This is a genomic window from Pseudomonas fluorescens (genome assembly GCF_001307275.1).
GTDB classification, from domain to species: domain Bacteria; phylum Pseudomonadota; class Gammaproteobacteria; order Pseudomonadales; family Pseudomonadaceae; genus Aquipseudomonas; species Aquipseudomonas fluorescens_AA.
In genome coordinates this window covers 4,291,699-4,311,400 of record NZ_CP012831.1, presented here as the reverse complement: position 1 = coordinate 4,311,400, position 19,702 = coordinate 4,291,699, and the positions used below count along the sequence as shown (strand labels likewise).

Here is a 19,702-nt window from a genome sequence, read left to right as displayed (position 1 = left end):
ACACTACACTTCAAGTCAAGCGGCATGATCCGCTTCCGGCGGGGCCTGGACCGATCCACCGCTGCCAAGCCCACACTCTTCAGGCTCCGCCCCTTTCACACTTCGAGGGTTTTATGGGTATCGCTGCCAGCGAACTGTGTCGATATGTGATCCGCCCGACGCTCCTCTACCTTGAGCGTCACAGCGCAACCGCGGAATCCTTGTTGCTGGGCATTGCCGCCAGCCAGTCCGCCCTGGGTTCGGCCCTGCATGATCGACGGGGGCATGGCCTGTATCGCATTACCGAGCCCCGACACCAGGCACTCTGGGACCATTACCTGGCACGCGATCCGGAACGGGCCAGCCTGGTGCGCGGCCTGGCCAGCCAGCATGCCTTTCTCAGCGGCCCGCACCTGGAATTGACCGTCAATTTGCGCTACGCCACCGCCATCGCCTGGCTGCTGGTGGAGGAACAGAATACCCCGCTTCCCGACGCCGACGACCTGCTGGGCATGGCCCGCATCTGGCGCCAGACCTTTCATCCCCAAGGGCGCCTGCGAGATTTCACCTGCGCCTGGCAACGCTGTGTTTCGCCGCTGAGTCGGGTCGCTTGCTGAATGGGAAATTTGGAAACTTCCTACAACGGTCGCGAATCTGGTCGGATTGTCCTACAAAACCGCTCTAAATCAAGCCATACAGGCTATAGCGCTTGAGGGAAAATGTTGGTAATTTTCGCCCCGGTGATCACCAGGAGTTCTAACAATGAAAAAAATGATGCTCAAAACCACCCTTGGCCTTGCCGTTACCTTGGCATCCACGCAACTTTTCGCCAGTGGCTTTGCCTTGAACGAACAAAGCATCAGTGGCATGGGCACTGGTTTCGCAGGTCGTTCTTCCTCTGCCGATGACGCCAGCACCGTGTTTGGCAACCCTGCCGGCATGTCGCGCCTCAAGCGCCAGCAAGTCACCGGTGGCTTCGCCGCCATCGATGCTTCCACCGATATCGACGATGCCAGCGGTACCCAGTCCGGCACCAACAAGGGCGACATGGTTCCGCTCACTGCCGTTCCGATGGGCTACTACGTCAAGCCTATCGATGATCAGTGGGCTTTCGGCCTGGGTGTCTACGCACCGTTTGGCTTGATCACCGACTACGAAAATGGCTTCCAGGGCCGTAACTTCGGCAGCAAGAGCGAAGTGAAGGTCGTCACTTTCCAGCCAACCGTCAGCTATGCCTTCAACGACAAGGTATCGATCGGTTTCGGCCCGACCATCAACCGTATTTCCGGCTCCCTGGAATCGGATCTGACCTCTCCCCTGTCGCCGAATGATGGCAGCGTGAAGATCAAGGGCGACGACATTGGCTACGGCTACAACATCGGCCTGCTGGTCCAGGCGACCGACACCACCCGTGTCGGCCTGACCTATCACTCCAAGGTCAAGTACAAGCTCGAAGGCCACACCGAAATCAGTCCTGGGGCTGGCACACCTCCCAGCCTGCTGAATGGCGCGCGCTACGATGCTTCGCTGGATATCACCACGCCTGAATCGGTGGACTTTTCGGTCACCCAGCAAATCAATGATGCCTGGACCGTCTACGCGGGCAGCACCTGGACGCGTTGGAGCCGCCTGAAAGAAATCACCGTGAACAACGACGGTGTAACGCCCGCAACGGGCGGTGCTTTCGCGCCTGGCTTCTTCAGTTCCATTACTGAAGAACAGAACTGGCACGACACCTGGGCCTACGCCATCGGTACCTCCTACCAGTTGAACAAGCAGTGGGTACTGCGTACCGGCCTGACCTTCGACCAGGCACCGACCAACAACGCTGACCGCTCGCCGCGTATTCCTACAGGCGACCGGACCATCTTCAGCCTGGGCGCCGGCTGGAGTCCGACCGACGACCTGACCATCGACGTGGCTTATTCCTATCTCAAGGAAGAAAAAGTCAACGTCAGCGGCAGCAATGCCCTCGGCCAGTCCTACGACGCCAAATACGAAAACAGCGCCAACGGTTTCGGTGTCGGTGCAACCTACCGCTTCTGATGTTTCATGGCGAACCTGACCCCCTCGCCAGCTGAAGCGAAAAAAAGCCCCGCACTCTACAAAGAGGCGGGGCTTTTTCGTGGCAAGCGTCAGGGTTTGGAGGCGATGGCCGCCTCTACTGCCTTGATGAAATCGGGATCGTCAGGCTTGATCCGGCTGGAAAAACTGCCAACGACCTTGCCCTGGCGGTCCACCACATACTTGTAGAAATTCCATTTCGGCGCACCGGACTGTTCGGCCAAGTGCTTGAACAGCGGTATCGCATCCGCACCCCGCACCGGCTGCGGTTCGGTCATGGTGAAGGTCACACCGTAATTGACGTAACAGACCTTGGCGGTTTCAGCCCCGTCCTTGGACTCCTGCTTGAAGTCATTGGACGGTACGCCCAACACTTGCAACCCTTGGCCCTTGTAGCGCTGGTTGAGCGCTTCGAGGCCCTTGAACTGCGGGGCGAACCCACAGAAGCTGGCGGTGTTCACCACCACCAGAGGCTTGCCGGCAAAGCGCTGGCACAAATCAATGGTTTCCTTGGCCCGCAGCTTGGGCAACGAACCCTCCAGCAACGGCGGGCAATCGGCAGCCCAGACTTGCCCGGTCACAGCCAGCAACAGGGCGGGAACAGCAAACCAGCGCATCAACATGTCGGTATTTCCTTAAAGCATGTCAGACCACGACGTTACTCCGCCATGCCCGCTGCCGTCCATTGTTCAACACGTCCCCATGCCCAGTTGCATCAAGGCCAACCCTCCCTGGTGCCAGCCCCACCAGGCGAGCGCCAGCAACAGGCCGGCGCCGGCAGCGATCAACCACGGGCCGATGCGACTCATGCCGCACCGACCTGGACTTGCAGGCGCGCCACCGGCCGTTCACGCACCGGCCAGTTCAACGCCGCCGCCAGCAGGCTGAGCAGGATCGATACCTGCCAGATCAAGTCGTAGCTGCCGGTGCGGTCATACACCACCCCGCCCAACCAACCACCGAGGAACGAGCCCAACTGGTGGAACAGGAACACGATCCCACCCAACATCGATAGATTTCGTACACCAAACAGGGTCGCTACCGTGCCGTTGGTCAACGGCACGGTCGACAGCCACAGCAAGCCCATTGCCATGCCAAACAGGTACGCCGTGGTGGTCGTCACCGGCAGCCACAGGAACAAGCCAATCACCACGGCCCGCAACAGATACAACCCGGTCAACAGGCGTGGCTTGGACATGCGTCCGCCCAGCCAGCCAGCGGTGTAGGTGCCGAAGATATTGAACAACCCGACCAGAGCCAGCACGGTGGTGCCGACGCTGGCGGGCAGGTGTTGGTCCACCAGGTACGCCGGCAAATGCACGCCAATGAACACCACCTGGAAACCGCAGACAAAAAAGCCGACCGCCAGCAGCCAGAACCCGGAATGGCTGCACGCCTCGCGCAAGGCTTCGGCCAGGGTCTGCTCGTGGCCAGCCACCGGCAACGGTGCGTCCTTGAGCATGCTCACCAGCGGCACGATCAACGCCACCAGCAGCCCCAGTGCCAACAACGCCGCCGACCAACCGAGCCAACCGATCAGCCCCAGCGTACCGGGCAACATGGCGAACTGGCCGAAGGAACCGGCGGCACTGGCGATGCCCATGCCCATGCTGCGTTTTTCCGGTGGCACGGCCCGTCCGACCACGCCGAGGATCACCGAGAACGATGTGCCCGACAGACCGATACCAATCAAAAGACCCGCGCTCAACGACAAGGACCATGGCGAGTCGGCCATGCCCATGAACACCAGGCCGAGTGCGTAGAGCACGCCACCGATCAGCACCACTTTCGCCGCACCGAAGCGGTCGGCCAGCGCGCCGGTGAAAGGCTGCGCCAGGCCCCAGATCAAGTTCTGCAAGGCAATGGCGAAGGCGAATACCTCACGGCCCCAGCCGAACTCGGCACTCATGGGCGCGAGGAACAGGCCGAAGCCATGCCGCACGCCCAGGGACAACGCCAGGATCAGCGCGCTGCCCACCAGGACCCAACCACAGGTACGCCACATCGATGTCATTTTTGTTCTCCAGTCGCGGGTATATACCCACTTATCATCGAACGAACCTGCTTCACGCCAGTTCATCCAGCAAGGCCAGCAAGGTCGCACGTTTTTCCGCGCCCAGCTTATCGATCAGTTTCTGTTGCGCCGCTTCCCAGGCCGGCAGCGCTGCCGCCAGCCGGGCCTGCCCCGTTTCAGTGAGCACGACGATACGGTTACGCAGATCGTCGCCCTCGGCCAGCGCCACCAACCCCTCGCCTTCCAGCACCCGCAGGTTGCGTCCCAGGGTGCTGCGGTCCAGGCCCATGGCCTCGGCCAGGGAGGAAATACTCGGTTGGTCCAGGCGCGCCAGGTTGCTCAGCAAAGAATACTGGGCAACGTTGATCCCGAAGCCGTCGAGGGCGCCGTCGTAATACCTGCTGACGCCACGTGCGGCACGACGCAGATTGATGCACAGACATTGGGAAGGAAGCATGATGCGTGTATATACCCGCGACTAAGTGAATGCAAACTTAAATGAACACTGCGCCGTCGACAAGATCCGGCTTCAACGCAACGCCAGCGCGACCAGAACGGCGGTTTCCAGCAGTTCCAGCAAGGCGCCCGCCGTATCCCCGGTGCAGCCTTGCAGCCTGCGCAGCATCATCCGTCGCAATCCGATGAAGACCAGCGTGGCCACCACCAACGTCCACAGCCCGGCCCAGCCCAACAGCAGCAGGCAACCCAGCGCACAGGCCGACAACACCTGCCAGCCCGAGCGGCGCGGCAGGTGATCGGCGAGCGCCTGCCCCAATCCACCGGCACGCACATACGGCGTCGTCAGGAACAACCCCAGCAATGCGCCCCGCCCCAGCATCGGCACGATGAGCAACGCCAAGGCCTGCTCCTGTTCGATCAACGCCACCAGCGCTGTCCATTTGAGCAGCAACACCACCACCAACGTCACGACGGCAATCGGCCCGCTGCGCGGATCCTTCATGATCAGCAACGTCCGTTCGCGATCGCCGAAACCGCCGAGCCACGCATCGGCGCTGTCGGCCAGGCCATCCAGGTGCAACCCGCCACTGAGCAGCACCCACGCCATCAGCACCAGCGCGGCATGCAGCAGCAACGGCGTGCCGAGCAATAACCCATCCAACGTCCATAACAGCCCGCCGAACACCAGCCCCACCAGCGGATAGAACAACAGCGAACGGCCCAACTGTTCGGGCTCGGGCATGCCGGGCAGGCGAACCGGCAGGCTGCTGAGAAATTGCAGGGCGATCCAGAAGGGCAACATCGTCAATTCGCCTCTTCGAGCACTGAACCTGCCGACACTGTCAGGGAAAACAGCGCGCCATGACCGACTTCGACATTGAGCAGTTGCTCGCGAGGCAGGCCGCGGGCTTGGGCCAGCAGCAGGCGCATCACGCCGCCATGGCTGACCAGCAAGACCCGCTGACCGGCATAGGCCGCGTGCAGACGCTCGACCGCCGCCAGGACGCGGTTGGCAAACGCCTGCACCGGCTCGCCTTCGGGGGGCGTGAAGGCATAGGGATCGGCCCAGAACTGGCCCAGTGCCTCGGCGTCAGTGTCCATCAACGCCGCTGCGCTGCGACCTTCCCAGGCGCCAAAATGCAGCTCTTGCAGGTCTTTGTCCAAGTGCACCGGCACGTTGAGCCGGGCGCCGAGTTGCTCGGCGAAACGGGCGCAGCGCTGCAAGGGTGAGCTGACCAGGCGATCCCAGGGTCCGCCTTGAGCGACGGCGGTGTGCATCTGCTCCCAGCCCCTGGCCGTCAAGGCATCGTCGAGGCTGCCGCGCAAGCCGCCGCCCAATTCGGTTTCGCCGTGACGCAGCAGATCCAGGCGCAAGGTCATGCCGGGCGGTCCGCCACGGCCGCTTCGGCAAACGTCGCCATCTGCCCGTGCAGGTCACACGCCAGGCGCAACAGCGGCACCGCCAACGCCGCGCCACTGCCCTCGCCCAGGCGCAGGCCGAGATCCAGCAGCGGTTCGGCACCGAGGGTTTCCAGCACGTGGAGATGGCCCGGTTCGGCGCCGCGATGGCCGAACAGCAACCACGGCCGGCACGCCGGATTGAGGCGCACCGCCACCAGGGCCGCGACGCTACAGATGAATCCGTCCACCAGCACGGCGACGCCCTGCTGGGCACAGGCCAGGTATGCGCCGACCAACGCGGCGATTTCAAAACCGCCGAGGTTGAACAGGGTCTGCAACGGGTCGTTACCCTGGGCAGCGTGCAACGCCAGCGCCCGTTCGATCACCTGGGCCTTGCGGCTGACACCCGCGGCGTCCAACCCCGTGCCCGGCCCGACCAGATGCGCCACCGGGCAGTCGAGCAAGGCGCAGGCCAGGGCGCTGGCGGCGGTGGTGTTGCCGATGCCCATCTCGCCGCCGATGAACAATTGCGTGCCGGCCGCGACGGCACGCAGCACACTGTCGCGCCCGGCGTGCAAGGCTTGCTCGCCCTGTTTCACCGTCATTGCCGTGCCCTGGGCGAAATTCGCCGTGCCCGGCCCGAGGTTCAGGTGTCGCACACCGGGCAGGTCCAGCGCAGGCGTGACGGTGCCCAGGTCGACCACTTCCAGGGACGCGCCCAGTTGCCGCGCCAGGACGCTGATGGCCGCGCCGCCGCTGACGAAGTTGAGCAGCATTTGCCCGGTGACCTCTTGGGGATAGGCCGATACGCCTTCTGCGACCACGCCATGGTCGCCGGCAAAAATCGCAATCCACAACCGCTCCAGGCTCGGTTTGAGCTGCCCTTGCAGACCCGCCAGTTGCACCGCCACCGATTCCAGCCGCCCCAGGGAACCGGCCGGCTTGGTCAGTTGTTGCTGACGGGCCGCGGCCAGTTCCAGCACTTGGGTATCGACGGGCTTGCACGGTTCCAGCCACCAGCGATGATTCATAACGCAGTACCTTTGAGAGTCAGGGGCAGGCCAGCGACGGTCAGCACGACGCGCTGACAACGTTCGGCCAAGGCTTGATGCAGCCAACCGGCTTCATCGACGTAACGGCGGGTCAGCTCGCCCAGCGGCACGACGCCCATGCCGGTCTCGTTGCTGACAAAAATGATCTCCCCGGGCAGCGCGGCCAGGCTGTCCAGCAGTGCTTCGCGCTCGGCGTTCAATTGCTCGGGAGCCTCGAGCATCAACAGGTTGGTCAGCCACAGGGTCAGGCAATCCACCAGCAGGCATTGTCCGGGGGCGGCGTTTTCCCGCAGCACCCGGGCCAGGGCCAGGGGCTCCTCCACCAGCGCCCATTCGGCTGGCCGCCGGGCGCGATGCTGGGCGATGCGCTGGTTCATCTCACCGTCCAGGGGTTGGCTGGTGGCGATGTAGGTCACTGGCAAACGGGTGTCCGCCGCGAGTTTTTCAGCCAGGCGACTCTTACCGGAGCGGGCGCCGCCGAGGATCAGTTGCAGCATGGGTCATTAACCTTTATTTGGCGGTGTGGCGACTGGCGCCATCGCGAGCAAGCTCGCTCCCACAGTTGATCTGGGGTGTACATAAATTCTGTGCTCATCAGCGATCCAATGTGGGAGCGAGCTTGCTCGCGATGAGGCCACCCCAGCGACCCTAAATCCCACAAAGCTCACGCAACAATCCAGTATCCAGATGCCGCTCCACCAGATCCGCCAACCGCTCGATGTCCCGCTCGCGCAAGCCGTGGTAATCCACCGTTTGCACATCCGCCAACCCCGCCCAACGCAACAACGCGCTGCTGGCCTGGGGCGACTCGAACAGCCCGTGCAGGTAGGTGCCGAACACCTGTGCGTCGAGGCTCTGGGCGCCGTCGCAACGGCCGTCTTCCAGGTGCACCGCAGCATTTTCCAAGGCCGGGCCGGTGGTCACGCCCGCGTGGATCTCATAGCCGCTGACCTCGGCCGCTTCCAAGGCCAGTCGCCCACGCACATTGCGCAGTTGCTTCTCATGTTCCAGGGTCGTTTCGAAATCCAGCAGGCCCAGACCGGCACTGGAGCCCGCCGCGCCTTCCAGCCCCAAGGGGTCGTGAACCTGCTGGCCAAGCATCTGCAAACCGCCGCAGATGCCCAGCAATTTGCCGCCGTAGCGCAGGTGACGATGGATCGCCGTCTCCCAACCGTTGGCTCGCAGGTAGGCCAGGTCGCTGCGCACGCTTTTCGAGCCGGGCAGGATGATCAGGTCGGCCGGCGGGATGGGCTGGCCGGGGCCGACGAATTGCAGGTCGACCTGTGGGTGCAGGCGCAACGGATCGAAATCGGTGTGGTTGCTGATGCGCGGCAAGACCGGCACCACCACTTTCAGCACGTGTTCGGCCTTGTCGATCTGGCGCTGATCGAGGCCATCCTCGGCTTCCAGGTGCAGATCCATGACGTACGGCAACACGCCGATCACCGGTTTGCCGGTGCGCGCCTCCAGCCAGTCCAGGCCCGGTTGCAGCAAGGCGATGTCGCCACGAAAACGGTTGATGATGAAGCCCTTTACCCGCGCCTGCTCGCTGGGGGAAAGCAATTCCAGCGTGCCGACCAGATGGGCGAACACCCCGCCGCGATTGATATCGGCGATCAGCAGCACCGGGCAGTCCACCGCCTCGGCAAAGCCCATGTTGGCGATGTCACCGGCGCGCAGGTTGATCTCCGCCGGCGAGCCGGCGCCTTCCACCATCACCACCGCATAAGCCGCGCTCAAGCGCGCGTGGGAGGCCAGCACCGCTTGCATCGCGATGGCTTTGTAATCGTGATAAGCCACGGCGTTCATGGTGGTGACGGCACGACCATGGATGATCACCTGGGCGCCAGTGTCGCTGTTGGGCTTGAGCAGCACCGGGTTCATGTCGGTGTGCGGTTCGAGACCGGCGGCCTGGGCCTGCACCGCCTGAGCCCGACCGATTTCGCCGCCGTCAGCGGTCACGGCGCTGTTGAGGGCCATGTTCTGCGGCTTGAACGGCACCACGCCCACGCCCTGGCGCCTGACCCAGCGGCACAAGGCCGTGACCAGGGTACTTTTGCCGGCATCGGAGGTGGTGCCCTGCACCATCACTGTGGTCATGGGGTGTCCTTGGCGTAGGCTTCAAAGGCTTGTTCGAGGCGCAGGAATTCGCTGTCGTCGGCCGGCAGCCCGAAACGCAGGCTGCTGGTGTTCACGAACAGGCGCAGGAGAATGCCGCGATGGGCCATGAAATCGTGAAGCCCCTGGGCGTGTTCGGTGATCAGCCATTGGAACAATCCGCAGCCGCCCTGCGGCTTGAAGCCGTGGCGTTCGAGCAACAGCGCCAGGCGTTGGCTGGTGGCTTCGCAGCGTTGGCGCTGGGCTGCGTGGGCATCGCTATCCAGCAGGCACGCCTGGCCCAGCACCCGGGTCGGCCCGCTGACCGCCCACGGCCCGACTTGTTCGGCAAGCAACTTGAGCAAGCGGCGTTCGGCCAATACAAAGCCCAGGCGAACCCCGGCCAGGCCAAAGAACTTGCCGAACGAACGCAGGACGATCAGCCCGACCAGATGGGTGTACGCCGCCAGGCTCAGCGCCGGTGTGACGTCCATGAACGCTTCATCCACCACCAACCAGCCACCGCGCTGGGCCAGGCGGGCATGCCAATCCAGCAAACGCTCGGGCGCCAGGCTCAGGCCCGTGGGGTTGTTCGGATTGACCACCACCAGCACATCGAGGCTGTCGAGGAAGAAATCCACTTCCGCTTCCAGCACTTCGCGCACGATATAGCCGCTGCGGCGCCAGGCTTCGGCGTGCTCGGCGTAACACGGCGACAAGACGCCAACCTTGCCGCTGCGACGCAGGCGCGGCAACAGCTGGATGGCCATCTGCGAACCGGCCACCGGCAGCACATCCAACGCACCGTAGTAATCGCAGGCGGCCTGCTCCAAGCCGTCATCGGTTTCCGGCAGGCGCGCCCAAGCCCGCGTGGGAATCGCCGGAACGTCGAACGGCCAAGGCGCGAGGCCGCTGGACAAGTCGAGCCAATCGGCCTCGGCAATGCCGTATTGCCGGGCCGCGTTGCGCAAGCGTCCGCCGTGCTCAAGCATAGAACTCAGCTCCCAGGCAGAGAATCAGCAACCACAACCATACCCCGCGCTGGACCAATTGCCAGCCGCGATCAATGGAATCGGCACTCGCCGGTACGCCTTCGCCCAAGGGCGGACGTTGGTGCAGTTCGCCGTGGTAAACCGCCGCCCCGCCCAACTCGACACCGAGCGCTCCGGCCCCGGCGGCCATCACCGGCCCGGCGTTGGGGCTGTCCCAGGTCGGGCCCTGGCTGCGCCAGCACTTGAACGCCAGGCGGGTCTGGCCGAGCAGCGCGTAGGTCAACGCCACCAGGCGCGCCGGAATGTAGTTGAGCACATCGTCGATCTTGGCCGCTGCCCAGCCGAAGCGCTCGAAGCGTTCGTTGCGATAGCCCCACATGGCGTCGAGGGTATTGCTCAGGCGGTACAGCACCACCCCGGGCGCGCCGGCCACGGCGAACCAGAACAACGCGGCGAACACCGCGTCGCTGCCGTTTTCCAGCACCGACTCGGTGGCGGCGCGGGCCACGGCGGTTTCATCCAGTTCAGCCGTCTCGCGACTGACCAGGTAGCCGACGCGCTGGCGCGCCTGCTCCAGATCACCGCTGCGCAGTGCCCGCGCCACCGGTTCGACATGCTCGCCGAGGCTGCGCAGGCCGAGGGCACAGTACAACGCCAGGATATCCACCAACCAGCCCACCATCGGCGCCCAGGACAGGGCCGTGGCGAGCAAGGTCAACGGCACCACGGCGATCACCCAAGCCGTCACCCCGTGGCTGCGCCAGCCACGTCCGCCTGAGTTGAAACGCTGTTCGATGCGATCGGCAAAGCCGCCGAACGCCACCAACGGATGCCAGCGCCGAGGCTCGCCCAACAGCGCATCCAGCGCCACCGCAGCGGCACTGAGCAACGCCACGCTCATGGGCTCACTCCCCAACGGTTTTCATACAGCAGCTCATTGAGCGGACGCGGTTGCGCCCAACCTTCCAGGGCGAGCATCGGCGCTGGGTAAAACCCTTCGACCGGGCCCAGGCAAAGGATCGCCAGCGGCTTGGCCCCGGCGGGCAGGCCCAGCAGGTTGGCCAGGGCCTGAGGTTCGAACAATGACACCCAGCCCATCCCCAGCCCTTCGGCGCGGGAGGCCAGCCACAGGTTCTGGATGGCGCAGGACAGCGAGGCCAGGTCCATTTCCGGCAAGGTCCGACGACCGAAGATGTGCCGCTCGCGATCCTCCATCAACGCCGCCACCAGCACTTCGGCACAGTCGTCGATGCCTTCGACCTTGAGCTTCATGAATTCATCGCTGCGCTCGCCCAGGGCTTCGGCGGTGCGAATGCGTTCTTGTTCCACCAGTTGGCGGATCTGCCCACGCAAGGCGCGGTCGCTGATGCGGATGAATCGCCACGGTTGCATCAGGCCGACGCTGGGGGCCTGGTGCGCGGCTTCCAGCAGACGGCGCAACAGGGCCGGCTCTACCGTGCCGCCGCTGAAATGGCGCATGTCGCGGCGCTCGGCGATGGCGCGGTAGACCGCATCGCGTTCGGCCTGGGAGAAAGCGTTGTCGGTCATGGCCTTTTCGCGAGCAAGCTCGCTCCCACAGGGTTCAGGTGATCAAATGTGGGAGCGGGCTTGCTCGCGAAGGCGGCCTCAAGATCTGGCGCAAACAGCCCGGCAATCGCCCTGGGATTGGACGGAAAATAAAAGTGCACATAGGAAGCCGTCATCCGCCCCTGCCGGAAAACCGCCTCCGCCCCTCGCCCGCCATTGGGGCTATGGCCACGGGCAATCGGTTCAACCTCGGTACTGGTCAGGGAATGATGATAGGTGTGCCCACGCAGGTTGCCTTCCGGCAAATCCACCGACTGCAATGCCAAGGCCGCCAGGCGCTTTTGCATCTGCGCATCGCCGGCCAGCAAACCCAGCAGTTCGGCGCGCACGCCGTCGACATCGGTCAATGAATCGAGCAGATACAACATGCCGCCGCATTCGGCGAGTAACGGTTTATCGGCGGCGTGGTGGGCACGGATCGCGGCCAGCATCGGCTTATTTCGAGCCAGCGCAAGGTGGTGCAGCTCCGGATAACCGCCAGGCAGATAAAGACTGTCCGCCTCAGGCAGTTCGGTGTCATGGATTGGTGAAAAAAAGCTCAACTGCGCACCCATGGCCCGCAGCAGATCAAGGCTTGCGCCATAGGTGAAGGCGAACGCTTCATCACGGGCCACGGCGATGCGCACCCCGGCGAGCCACGGCTCAACGGCAATCACCTGCGGCGCGGCGAACTCCACCGCCGGCGGCAGCGCCACTTCGCAACTACTGGCCAAGGCATCGGCCGCCGCGTCGAGGCGCAGGTCGAGATCGTTCAATTCACTGGCCTGGACCAACCCGAGATGACGGCTGGGCAATTCGATGCCGGTTTCCCGGGACAGCGCGCCGTACCAGCGCAGGCCTTCGGTCAGGCTGCCTTCGAGCAATTGCGCGTGACGCAAGGTGCCGACCCGGTTGGCCAAGACCCCGGCGAATGGCAGGTCCGGTTGATAACGGGCCAGGCCCAGGGCCAAGGCACCGAAGGTCTGGGCCATGGCCGTGCCGTCGATCACCGCCAGCACCGGTACGCCAAAATGCCGCGCCAGGTCGGCGCTGGACGGGGTGCCGTCGAACAGTCCCATCACCCCTTCGATCAGGATCAGGTCCGCTTCGGCGGCGGCTTCCCACAACAGCCGGCGACTTTCCTGCTCGCCGACCATCCACATGTCCAATTGATAGACCGGCGCGCCGCTGGCCCGCTCCAGGATCATCGGATCGAGGAAGTCCGGGCCACACTTGAAGACGCGCACCTTGCGTCCCTGGTTGCGATGCAACCGGGCCAGCGCCGCAGTGACGGTGGTCTTGCCTTGTCCCGAGGCCGGCGCTGCGATCAACACCGCCGGACAGTGGCGGCTTGTCAGGCAAGGGTCACTCACAGTTCGACGCCTTTCTGCGCCTTGATACCCGCCTGGAACGCGTGCTTGATCATGCCCATTTCAGTCACGGTGTCGGCCAGCTCGATCATCTCCGGCTTGGCGCCGCGACCGGTCACCACCACATGCTGCATCGGCGGACGCGCCTGCAGATCGCTGAGCACCTGATCGAGGTCGAGGTAGCCGTGCTTGAGGGCGATATTCAATTCGTCGAGCACCACCAGGCCGATGGACGGATCGCTGAGCAACTGACGGGATACGGCCCAGGCGGCTTCGGCGGCGGCGATGTCGCGCTGGCGGTCCTGGGTTTCCCAGGTGAAACCTTCACCCATGACATGAAAACGCACCTGCTCCGGGAAGCGGCGAAAAAACAGCTCTTCACCGGTGCTATTGCGTCCCTTGATGAACTGCACCACACCGCATTGCATGCCATGGCCCATGGACCGTGCCAGCATGCCGAACGCCGAGCTGCTCTTGCCCTTGCCGTTGCCGGTCAGCACCAGCAGCAAGCCGCATTCGTTCGGCGAGTTGGCGATGCGCTCGTCGATCACGGCTTTCTTGCGCTGCATGCGCGCCAGGTGGCGTTCATCGCGATCAGGGGTGTCGGTCATGGGGAGCTCTCCGTTGGGATTGGATAACGGCGGGCGGGGCACAAAAAAAGACGGCAGCAAGCCTGGCATCGCCCACCGTGATGCCGTTGGATGAATCAGGCCGGTCTCCGGGCTCATGAGCGGCGTGGCGCCGGGCTGCGCGCCTTCCCATGTCATGCGACACAGTGGCTTAGGCACAGCGTTGACTCATTTACCGTTGCGGGGGCAGCGCCGGGTTCGTGTGCACTCACCGGCTTCCCTGTTTCACTCTGTCGAACTCAAGTCACAGAGCACCTGAAACAAGCGGCGAAGGTTAGAGGGTTGGGGGTGGAGCGTCAATTAAAGCCGCCTGTCGGGGGTGCTCATTGGCACCGATCAATAAAATGACGCCAATCTTGTGTGATGCTGCGGCAAGTGATATCAAAGAGACATTACGACCCGATATCACAAGAACAAGAGGGCAAAATATGCAAGGCATGCTCATCAGCAATCCAAAACTGGAATTCCTGCGCCCGGTGCTGGAACGTTGGTTTGATTGTATCGACCGCTACAACGCAGTGCGCGGCGATAACGACACGCCCTACTGGTTCGATGAACGAGCCAATCTCAGCTTGCTGTCGGCCGCCGCCTGGATGGCCGAGATGGTCACGCTACAGAACGCGCCGACCCGCAAGCAGAATGAAGAAGGCGAACGCAACGTCAGCGCCGACCTGCTCATCGCCAGCACCGATGAGCGAGCCTTCATCCAGGCCACCCAACGCTGGCCCAAGGTCAACAACCTGAACCTGACCCAACCGCTGTCGGAAGCCACCAGCGATGCCAAGCGCATCAGCTACGCCAGCGACCTGAAGCTGGGCTGCCTGTTCGTCTCGCCGCAAAAGGCCCAGCAGAGCGCCACGCCCGAAGAACTGCAGGACATGATCGACGACTTGCAGAAGGAAAACACTTGCGCGGTGGCCTGGTACTTCCCTTACGCCTATCGCAAGTTGCGCAACGAGGCCGGCCAATACCATCCAGGCATTGCCGTGCTGTTCAAGCAGGCCCATGGCTGACTCATTACTGTGGGAGCGAGCTTGCTCGCGATAGCGACGCACCTGGCAACATCAATCTTGATTGTCCTGCCGCCATCGCGAGCAAGCTCGCTCCCACAAGGTTTTGCGCGCAGTTTGAACCATCCGTGCGTCTACGCTTCTCTATGAATAACCACATGCATTCATAGGGAAGCCAGCATGCTCAAGCCACCCCATCTTCTGATCGTCGCCCTTGCCGCCGGGCTTGTCGCTTGTGGCGAGTCTTCCACGCTGCAAGTGTCCGATGGCACCGGTCCTGCGCCGAAACTGCCGGAACCGAACAAGACCCTGGTCCCCACCGTCAACATCGCCGAAGCCATCGGCTGGCCGCAAGGCGCCAAGCCAACCCCGGCCCAGGGCCTGCAAGTGGGCGCGTTCGCCGAAGGACTGGATCATCCGCGCTGGCTTTACGTGCTGCCCAATGGCGATGTGCTGGTGGCCGAAACCAACGCCCCACCCAAACCGGACGATTCCAAGGGCATCCGTGGCTGGGTGATGAAAAAGGTCATGGGCCGCGCCGGTGCCGGGGTGCCCAGCCCCAACCGCATCACGCTATTACGCGACGCCAATCACGATGGCATCGCCGAAACCCGTACGGTATTCCTGGAAAACCTCAATTCGCCGTTCGGCATGACCCTGGTGGGCAATGACCTGTACGTGGCCGACACCGACCGACTGATCCGCTTCCCGTACAAGGACGGTGACACACAGATCAAGGCGCAGCCGACCAAGGTCGTCGACCTGCCGGGCGGCACCCTCAACCATCACTGGACCAAGAACGTGATCGCCAGCCGTGACGGCAGCAAGCTGTACGTCACCACCGGTTCGAACAGCAACGTCGCGGAAAATGGCATGGAGGCCGAAGAAGGTCGCGCCGCCATCTGGGAAGTGGACCGGACCAGCGGCAATCACCGAATCTTCGCCTCAGGCCTGCGCAACCCCAACGGCCTGGCCTGGGAACCCCGCAGTGGGGCGCTGTGGACAGCAGTGAATGAACGGGATGAGATCGGCAGCGACCTGGTGCCGGACTACATCACCTCGGTCAAGGACGGCGCGTTCTATGGCTGGCCCTACAGCTACTACGGGCAGCACGTCGATGTCCGGGTCGAACCACAGAACCCGGCCCTGGTGGCCAAGGCCATCGCCCCGGACTACGCTGTCGGCCCCCATACCGCCTCACTGGGCCTGACCTTCGCTGAAGGCAGCACCCTGCCTGCACCGTTTACCGAAGGGGCTTTCGTTGGTCAGCACGGTTCCTGGAACCGTAAGCCCCACAGTGGCTATAAAGTGATTTTCGTACCGTTCAACGGCGGCAAACCCGTGGGGCAACCGGTGGATGTGCTGACCGGCTTCCTGAACGCCGACGAAAAAGCTCAGGGCCGGCCAGTGGGCGTGGTGATCGATAAACAGGGTGGGTTGTTGGTGGCTGATGATGTGGGGAACAAGATCTGGCGGGTCTCGGGTCAGTAACACCACTCAAGACTTGTGAAGGCCCCCTGTGGCGAGGGAGCTTGCTCCCTCGCCACAAGAGCGTCCTCAGGGATTACGCGCCAGGTGCTCCGGCTGCAACACACGCTTGGCGCCCAGGTAAGCCTTTTGCCAATAGGCCTTGGACAGGCTGTCGAGCTTGACCGTGCCGCCCGTGGCCGGTGCGTGGACGAAGCGCCCCTCGCCGACATAGATCCCGGCATGGCTGACCTGAGAGCCGCCGTTGGTGGCGAAGAAAATCAAATCGCCGGTCTGCAAGGCGTTCTTGCCGACATCCGGGGCGCGCATGCCGATCATCTCGCGCGTGGAGCGCGGCAGGGAAATACCGGCGGCGTCGCGGTACACATAACCGATCAAGCCACTGCAATCGAAGCCCGAATCCGGCGTGTTGCCGCCCCAGCGGTACGGCGTCCCCACCAGGCCCAGAGCCCGGAACAGGACGTCTTCGGCGGCAGGGGAAAAGGATTGCGAGGGGGCAAAGACCACCGGGGCCCGTACCACAGGTGCTGGCGGCGGGGTTCGGCTGGCGCACGCACTGAGCAGTGCGGCGAGGAAGATGAGCGCGAGGCGGGCCGACGTCGACATATGCAGAACAATCCTGATCTGGATGCGGCTTTTCTGCCGTGGGCATGAAAACAAATCCGCCTGCGTAGTACGCAGGCGGATTGCCATCAATCAATGATCAAGGATTCTAGCGACTATGTGGCAAACTTCAAGTAAGACTTTAAGTTTGCCTTACAAACTGTGTGCTTACTTGCGAGCAGTGACCACAGTCGGTGCCATGGCGAGGGCGCGCTTGGCTTCGATGAAGGTCTTGCTCCAGTAGCTGTCGCCCAGGCTGTCGATCCGCACGCCACCGCTGCGGCGGCTGCTGGAATGGATGAACTGGTTGTCGCCCAGGTAGATACCGGCATGGCTGACGCGACCGCGACGACCGTTGGTGCTGAAGAACAGCAGGTCACCGGGCTCCAGCTGATTGCGCGCTACGAGTGGGGCGTTCACGTTGATCATTTCGCGAGTGGAACGCGGCAGGTTCATGCCAGCCTCTTCGCGGAACAGATAACCGATGAAACCGCTGCAATCGAAGCCGGCTTCAGAAGTACCGCCAAAACGGTAGCGGGTACCGATCAGCGACATGCCACGCTCCAGGATACTGTCAGCCAGTACTGGAAGCTGGTAAGGCTTGCTGCCGGCGAAGGCTGCGAGTTCTTTGTCGGAGGCCATTTCTTCCTGGAACGCAACGGAGGAAGACTGGGCGGTAACGGAATTCCGGACCTGTGGTTGTGGCGCTTGCTGGGACACTGGAGAGTGGGCAGCGCAACCGAACAACAGGGTAACGAGTGCGAGAGGCACGAGGGGTGCGAAGCGATTTAGCATGGGCACGACCGTGGCTGAAGTAGTAAAGATGGCGAGACTATGCCTTCTATCAACCTCATTTGCAAATTCAATCGATGCAAATGTGACTTCTCGGTTTTACGTTTACATCTAAGCGCTTAAGCCCATTTTGAACGTCACGCAGCCTGCAACCCAGCAGGACCGCGGGTTTCGCCGCGTCCAGAACAGGCCATGAGCCACTACTCACAACGGTTCTACCAGCCCAAAGTTTCTTTCAAAAAAGGAATAGTCAGCTTGCGCTGGGCCTGGAGCGAGGCTTGGTCGAGGCGCTCGAGTAGCTCGAACAATGCGCTCATGCTGCGGGTGCCACGGGTGAGGATGAAATGCCCGACTTCATCGGTCAGGTGCAGGCCACGTCGGGAAGCGCGTAGCTGCAAGGCACGGAGTTTGTCTTCGTCGGACAACGGGCGCATCTGGAAAATCAGCGCCAGGGTGAGACGGGATTTGAGATCCGCCAGTTTCACCGGCAGCTCCCGAGGCGACGTCGAGGCGGCGATCAACAAGCGCCGACCGCTGTCGCGCAACCGATTGAACAGGTGAAACAGCGCTTCTTCCCAGTCAGCCTTGCCGGCCACGGCCTGGAGGTCGTCCAGGCAGACCAGTTCGTACTGTTCAAGGTTGTCGAGGATTTCAACGCCGCGATCCAGCAATTCAGCCAGCGGCAGATACACGGCCGGCTCGCCCAACTGCTCGAACCGCAGGCAAGCCGCCTGCAACAGGTGCGTGCGCCCTACCCCGTCCTTGCCCCACAGATAGATCAGGCTTTCGGTCCAGCCGGCGTCGGCTTCGCAGAGCCGCTCGACATAGCCGAGTGCAGCGGCATTGGCGCCTGGGTAGTAGTTGATAAAGGTAGCGTCATCACGCAGACGCACACCTAGGGGCAGCTGAATCGGTTTCATGCTGACTGAACAGTTCCCAAGGAACCGTTAGTGGCCTCTGTGTAAAGTGCGCAAAGTTTATACCCGTGGCGCGGACCGCACAATGCGCCGGACCACGAGCAAAATCAAAGGTTTGCAGCAGCAAGGGCGCGGAGCATCAGTTTCCCTGACACCCCGCCGGTCATTCGCCCTACAGATCAGGGTCTTCAGCGCCGCTATAAATGTCCGAATCCTTGTACAGATCGTGCATATGCCGCACCAGCACCATGATCACCGCCGCCACCGGCAGCGCCAGCAGGATCCCGGTGAAACCGAACAACTCGCCACCGGCCAGGATCGCAAAGATCACCGCCACGGGATGCAGGCCAATGCGGTCGCCCACCAACAGCGGCGTCAGCACCATGCCCTCCAGGGCTTGCCCGACCATGAACACCGCCACGATGCCGACCATCGGGTACAAGTCACCGCCGAACTGGAACAACCCGGCGATCAACGCCGCACCGATACCAATCACAAAGCCCATGTACGGCACGATGGCCGCCAGCCCGGCGATCAAGCCGATCAACAACCCCAACTCCAGCCCCACCAGCATCAAGCCGGCCGCGTAGATGAAACCCAGGGCCACCATTACCAGCAACTGCCCGCGCACGAACGCCCCCAAGACCTCATGGCATTCGCCGGTCAGGGTCATGATGCGTTCTTCGCGCTGACGCGGCAGCAGGCTGCGGATCTTGGCCATCATCAGGTCCCAGTCCCGCAGCAGATAGAAAGCCACCACCGGGATCAGCACCAGGTTTGCCAGCCAGCCGATCAACGCCAGGCCCGAGGCCGTCGCCTGGCTCAACACCACGCCAACGATATCGGTCGTCTGGCCCATGTGCTCGCTGATGGCGGCCTTGACCTTGTCGAACTTCCAGAAACCGTCGGCCAAGCCCAATTTCGACTGCACCCACGGCATCGCGCTGTGCTGCAACCAATCGAGCATCTGCGGCGCCAACTCGTACAGGCGCACCAGTTGCTTGGCGAGCATCGGTATCAGCACCAGTAACAGGGCGCTCACGATCAGTGTGAACAGCGCAAACACCGCCACCACGCCCCAGGTCCGCGACAGGCCGAGTTTTTCCAGGCGATCCACCACCGGATCGAACAGATAGGCCAACAGCAGCGCAACCAGGAACGGCGTGAGGATCGGATGCAGCAAATAGATAAGCGCGAACAGCAGGGCAACCCCACCCAACCAGAACCAACGCCGCGTATCGCCCATGAACCACTCCTAGCTATATAAAG

General features: G+C 62.9%; 21 protein-coding genes and 1 riboswitch. Of the genes, 4 read left to right on the top strand and 17 right to left on the bottom strand.

What is annotated here, in order from left to right; genetic code table 11:
• Positions 1 to 113 precede the first annotated feature (113 nt).
• Positions 114 to 596, top strand: a complete 483-nt coding sequence (locus AO356_RS19230; protein WP_060741086.1) for a hypothetical protein — start codon at positions 114 to 116, stop codon at positions 594 to 596.
• A gap of 145 nt (positions 597 to 741) precedes the next feature.
• Positions 742 to 2,025: an OmpP1/FadL family transporter gene (locus tag AO356_RS19225; protein ID WP_060741085.1), complete on the top strand. Its 1,284-nt coding sequence runs from the start codon at positions 742 to 744 to the stop codon at positions 2,023 to 2,025.
• 89 nt (positions 2,026 to 2,114) lie between these two features.
• On the opposite strand, the gene AO356_RS19220 is transcribed toward AO356_RS19225, so the two are convergent.
• The 13 genes from AO356_RS19220 to cobO form a co-directional block, all read right to left on the bottom strand.
• Positions 2,115 to 2,666, bottom strand: a complete 552-nt coding sequence (locus AO356_RS19220) for a glutathione peroxidase (protein ID WP_060741084.1) — start codon at positions 2,664 to 2,666, stop codon at positions 2,115 to 2,117.
• Positions 2,667 to 2,848: 182 nt separating this feature from the next.
• Positions 2,849 to 4,057: an MFS transporter gene (locus AO356_RS19215; RefSeq protein ID WP_060741083.1), complete on the bottom strand. Its 1,209-nt coding sequence runs from the start codon at positions 4,055 to 4,057 to the stop codon at positions 2,849 to 2,851.
• 52 nt (positions 4,058 to 4,109) lie between these two features.
• On the bottom strand, positions 4,110 to 4,514 hold the full coding sequence (locus tag AO356_RS19210) for a MarR family winged helix-turn-helix transcriptional regulator (protein ID WP_003204618.1): 405 nt from the start codon (positions 4,512 to 4,514) through the stop codon (positions 4,110 to 4,112).
• A gap of 72 nt (positions 4,515 to 4,586) precedes the next feature.
• Complete coding sequence (locus AO356_RS19205) at positions 4,587 to 5,318, bottom strand: adenosylcobinamide-GDP ribazoletransferase (protein ID WP_060741082.1); 732 nt, start codon at positions 5,316 to 5,318, stop codon at positions 4,587 to 4,589.
• 2 nt (positions 5,319 to 5,320) lie between these two features.
• Complete coding sequence (gene cobC / locus AO356_RS19200; RefSeq protein ID WP_060741081.1) at positions 5,321 to 5,896, bottom strand: alpha-ribazole phosphatase family protein; 576 nt, start codon at positions 5,894 to 5,896, stop codon at positions 5,321 to 5,323.
• Complete coding sequence (cobT, locus tag AO356_RS19195) at positions 5,893 to 6,948, bottom strand: nicotinate-nucleotide--dimethylbenzimidazole phosphoribosyltransferase (RefSeq protein WP_060741080.1); 1,056 nt, start codon at positions 6,946 to 6,948, stop codon at positions 5,893 to 5,895. Before cobT ends, cobC begins: the two co-directional genes overlap by 4 nt.
• Positions 6,945 to 7,466, bottom strand: a complete 522-nt coding sequence (gene cobU, locus AO356_RS19190) for a bifunctional adenosylcobinamide kinase/adenosylcobinamide-phosphate guanylyltransferase (RefSeq protein ID WP_060741079.1) — start codon at positions 7,464 to 7,466, stop codon at positions 6,945 to 6,947. Before cobU ends, cobT begins: the two co-directional genes overlap by 4 nt.
• 151 nt (positions 7,467 to 7,617) lie before the next feature.
• Positions 7,618 to 9,069, bottom strand: a complete 1,452-nt coding sequence (locus AO356_RS19185) for a cobyric acid synthase (RefSeq protein ID WP_060741078.1) — start codon at positions 9,067 to 9,069, stop codon at positions 7,618 to 7,620.
• The gene (gene cobD, locus AO356_RS19180; protein ID WP_060741077.1) at positions 9,066 to 10,058 is read right to left on the bottom strand and encodes a threonine-phosphate decarboxylase CobD; all 993 of its coding nucleotides are present in this window, start codon (positions 10,056 to 10,058) and stop codon (positions 9,066 to 9,068) included. Before cobD ends, AO356_RS19185 begins: the two co-directional genes overlap by 4 nt.
• A complete protein-coding gene (gene cbiB, locus AO356_RS19175) occupies positions 10,051 to 10,959 on the bottom strand; it encodes an adenosylcobinamide-phosphate synthase CbiB (RefSeq protein WP_060741076.1) in 909 nt (302 codons plus the stop codon). The genes cobD and cbiB overlap by 8 nt, the downstream gene beginning before the upstream one ends.
• Positions 10,956 to 11,606, bottom strand: a complete 651-nt coding sequence (gene bluB, locus AO356_RS19170; protein WP_060741075.1) for a 5,6-dimethylbenzimidazole synthase — start codon at positions 11,604 to 11,606, stop codon at positions 10,956 to 10,958. Before bluB ends, cbiB begins: the two co-directional genes overlap by 4 nt.
• Positions 11,603 to 12,997 (bottom strand): cobyrinate a,c-diamide synthase, encoded by a 1,395-nt coding sequence (locus AO356_RS19165; RefSeq protein ID WP_060741074.1) that lies wholly within the window; start codon positions 12,995 to 12,997, stop codon positions 11,603 to 11,605. The genes bluB and AO356_RS19165 overlap by 4 nt, the downstream gene beginning before the upstream one ends.
• Positions 12,994 to 13,605, bottom strand: coding sequence for a cob(I)yrinic acid a,c-diamide adenosyltransferase (gene cobO / locus AO356_RS19160; protein ID WP_060741073.1), 612 nt, complete (start codon positions 13,603 to 13,605; stop codon positions 12,994 to 12,996). Before cobO ends, AO356_RS19165 begins: the two co-directional genes overlap by 4 nt.
• Positions 13,606 to 13,685: 80 nt before the next feature.
• Positions 13,686 to 13,897, bottom strand: a riboswitch (cobalamin riboswitch).
• A gap of 154 nt (positions 13,898 to 14,051) precedes the next feature.
• Here cobO and AO356_RS19155 point away from each other — a divergent pair.
• Complete coding sequence (locus AO356_RS19155) at positions 14,052 to 14,636, top strand: hypothetical protein (RefSeq protein WP_060741072.1); 585 nt, start codon at positions 14,052 to 14,054, stop codon at positions 14,634 to 14,636.
• Positions 14,637 to 14,813: 177 nt separating this feature from the next.
• Entirely contained in the window at positions 14,814 to 16,124 is a 1,311-nt protein-coding gene (locus tag AO356_RS19150; protein WP_060741071.1) for a PQQ-dependent sugar dehydrogenase, read from the top strand.
• Between the two features lie 66 nt (positions 16,125 to 16,190).
• On the opposite strand, the gene AO356_RS19145 is transcribed toward AO356_RS19150, so the two are convergent.
• From AO356_RS19145 to AO356_RS19130, 4 genes are all read right to left on the bottom strand, one after another.
• Positions 16,191 to 16,727, bottom strand: a complete 537-nt coding sequence (locus AO356_RS19145; RefSeq protein WP_060741070.1) for a C40 family peptidase — start codon at positions 16,725 to 16,727, stop codon at positions 16,191 to 16,193.
• Between the two features lie 165 nt (positions 16,728 to 16,892).
• The gene (locus AO356_RS19140) at positions 16,893 to 17,519 is read right to left on the bottom strand and encodes a C40 family peptidase (RefSeq protein ID WP_060741069.1); all 627 of its coding nucleotides are present in this window, start codon (positions 17,517 to 17,519) and stop codon (positions 16,893 to 16,895) included.
• Positions 17,520 to 17,731: 212 nt separating this feature from the next.
• A complete protein-coding gene (hda, locus tag AO356_RS19135) occupies positions 17,732 to 18,436 on the bottom strand; it encodes a DnaA regulatory inactivator Hda (RefSeq protein WP_003178999.1) in 705 nt (234 codons plus the stop codon).
• Between the two features lie 169 nt (positions 18,437 to 18,605).
• Entirely contained in the window at positions 18,606 to 19,679 is a 1,074-nt protein-coding gene (locus AO356_RS19130; RefSeq protein WP_060741068.1) for an AI-2E family transporter, read from the bottom strand.
• Positions 19,680 to 19,702 lie beyond the last annotated feature (23 nt).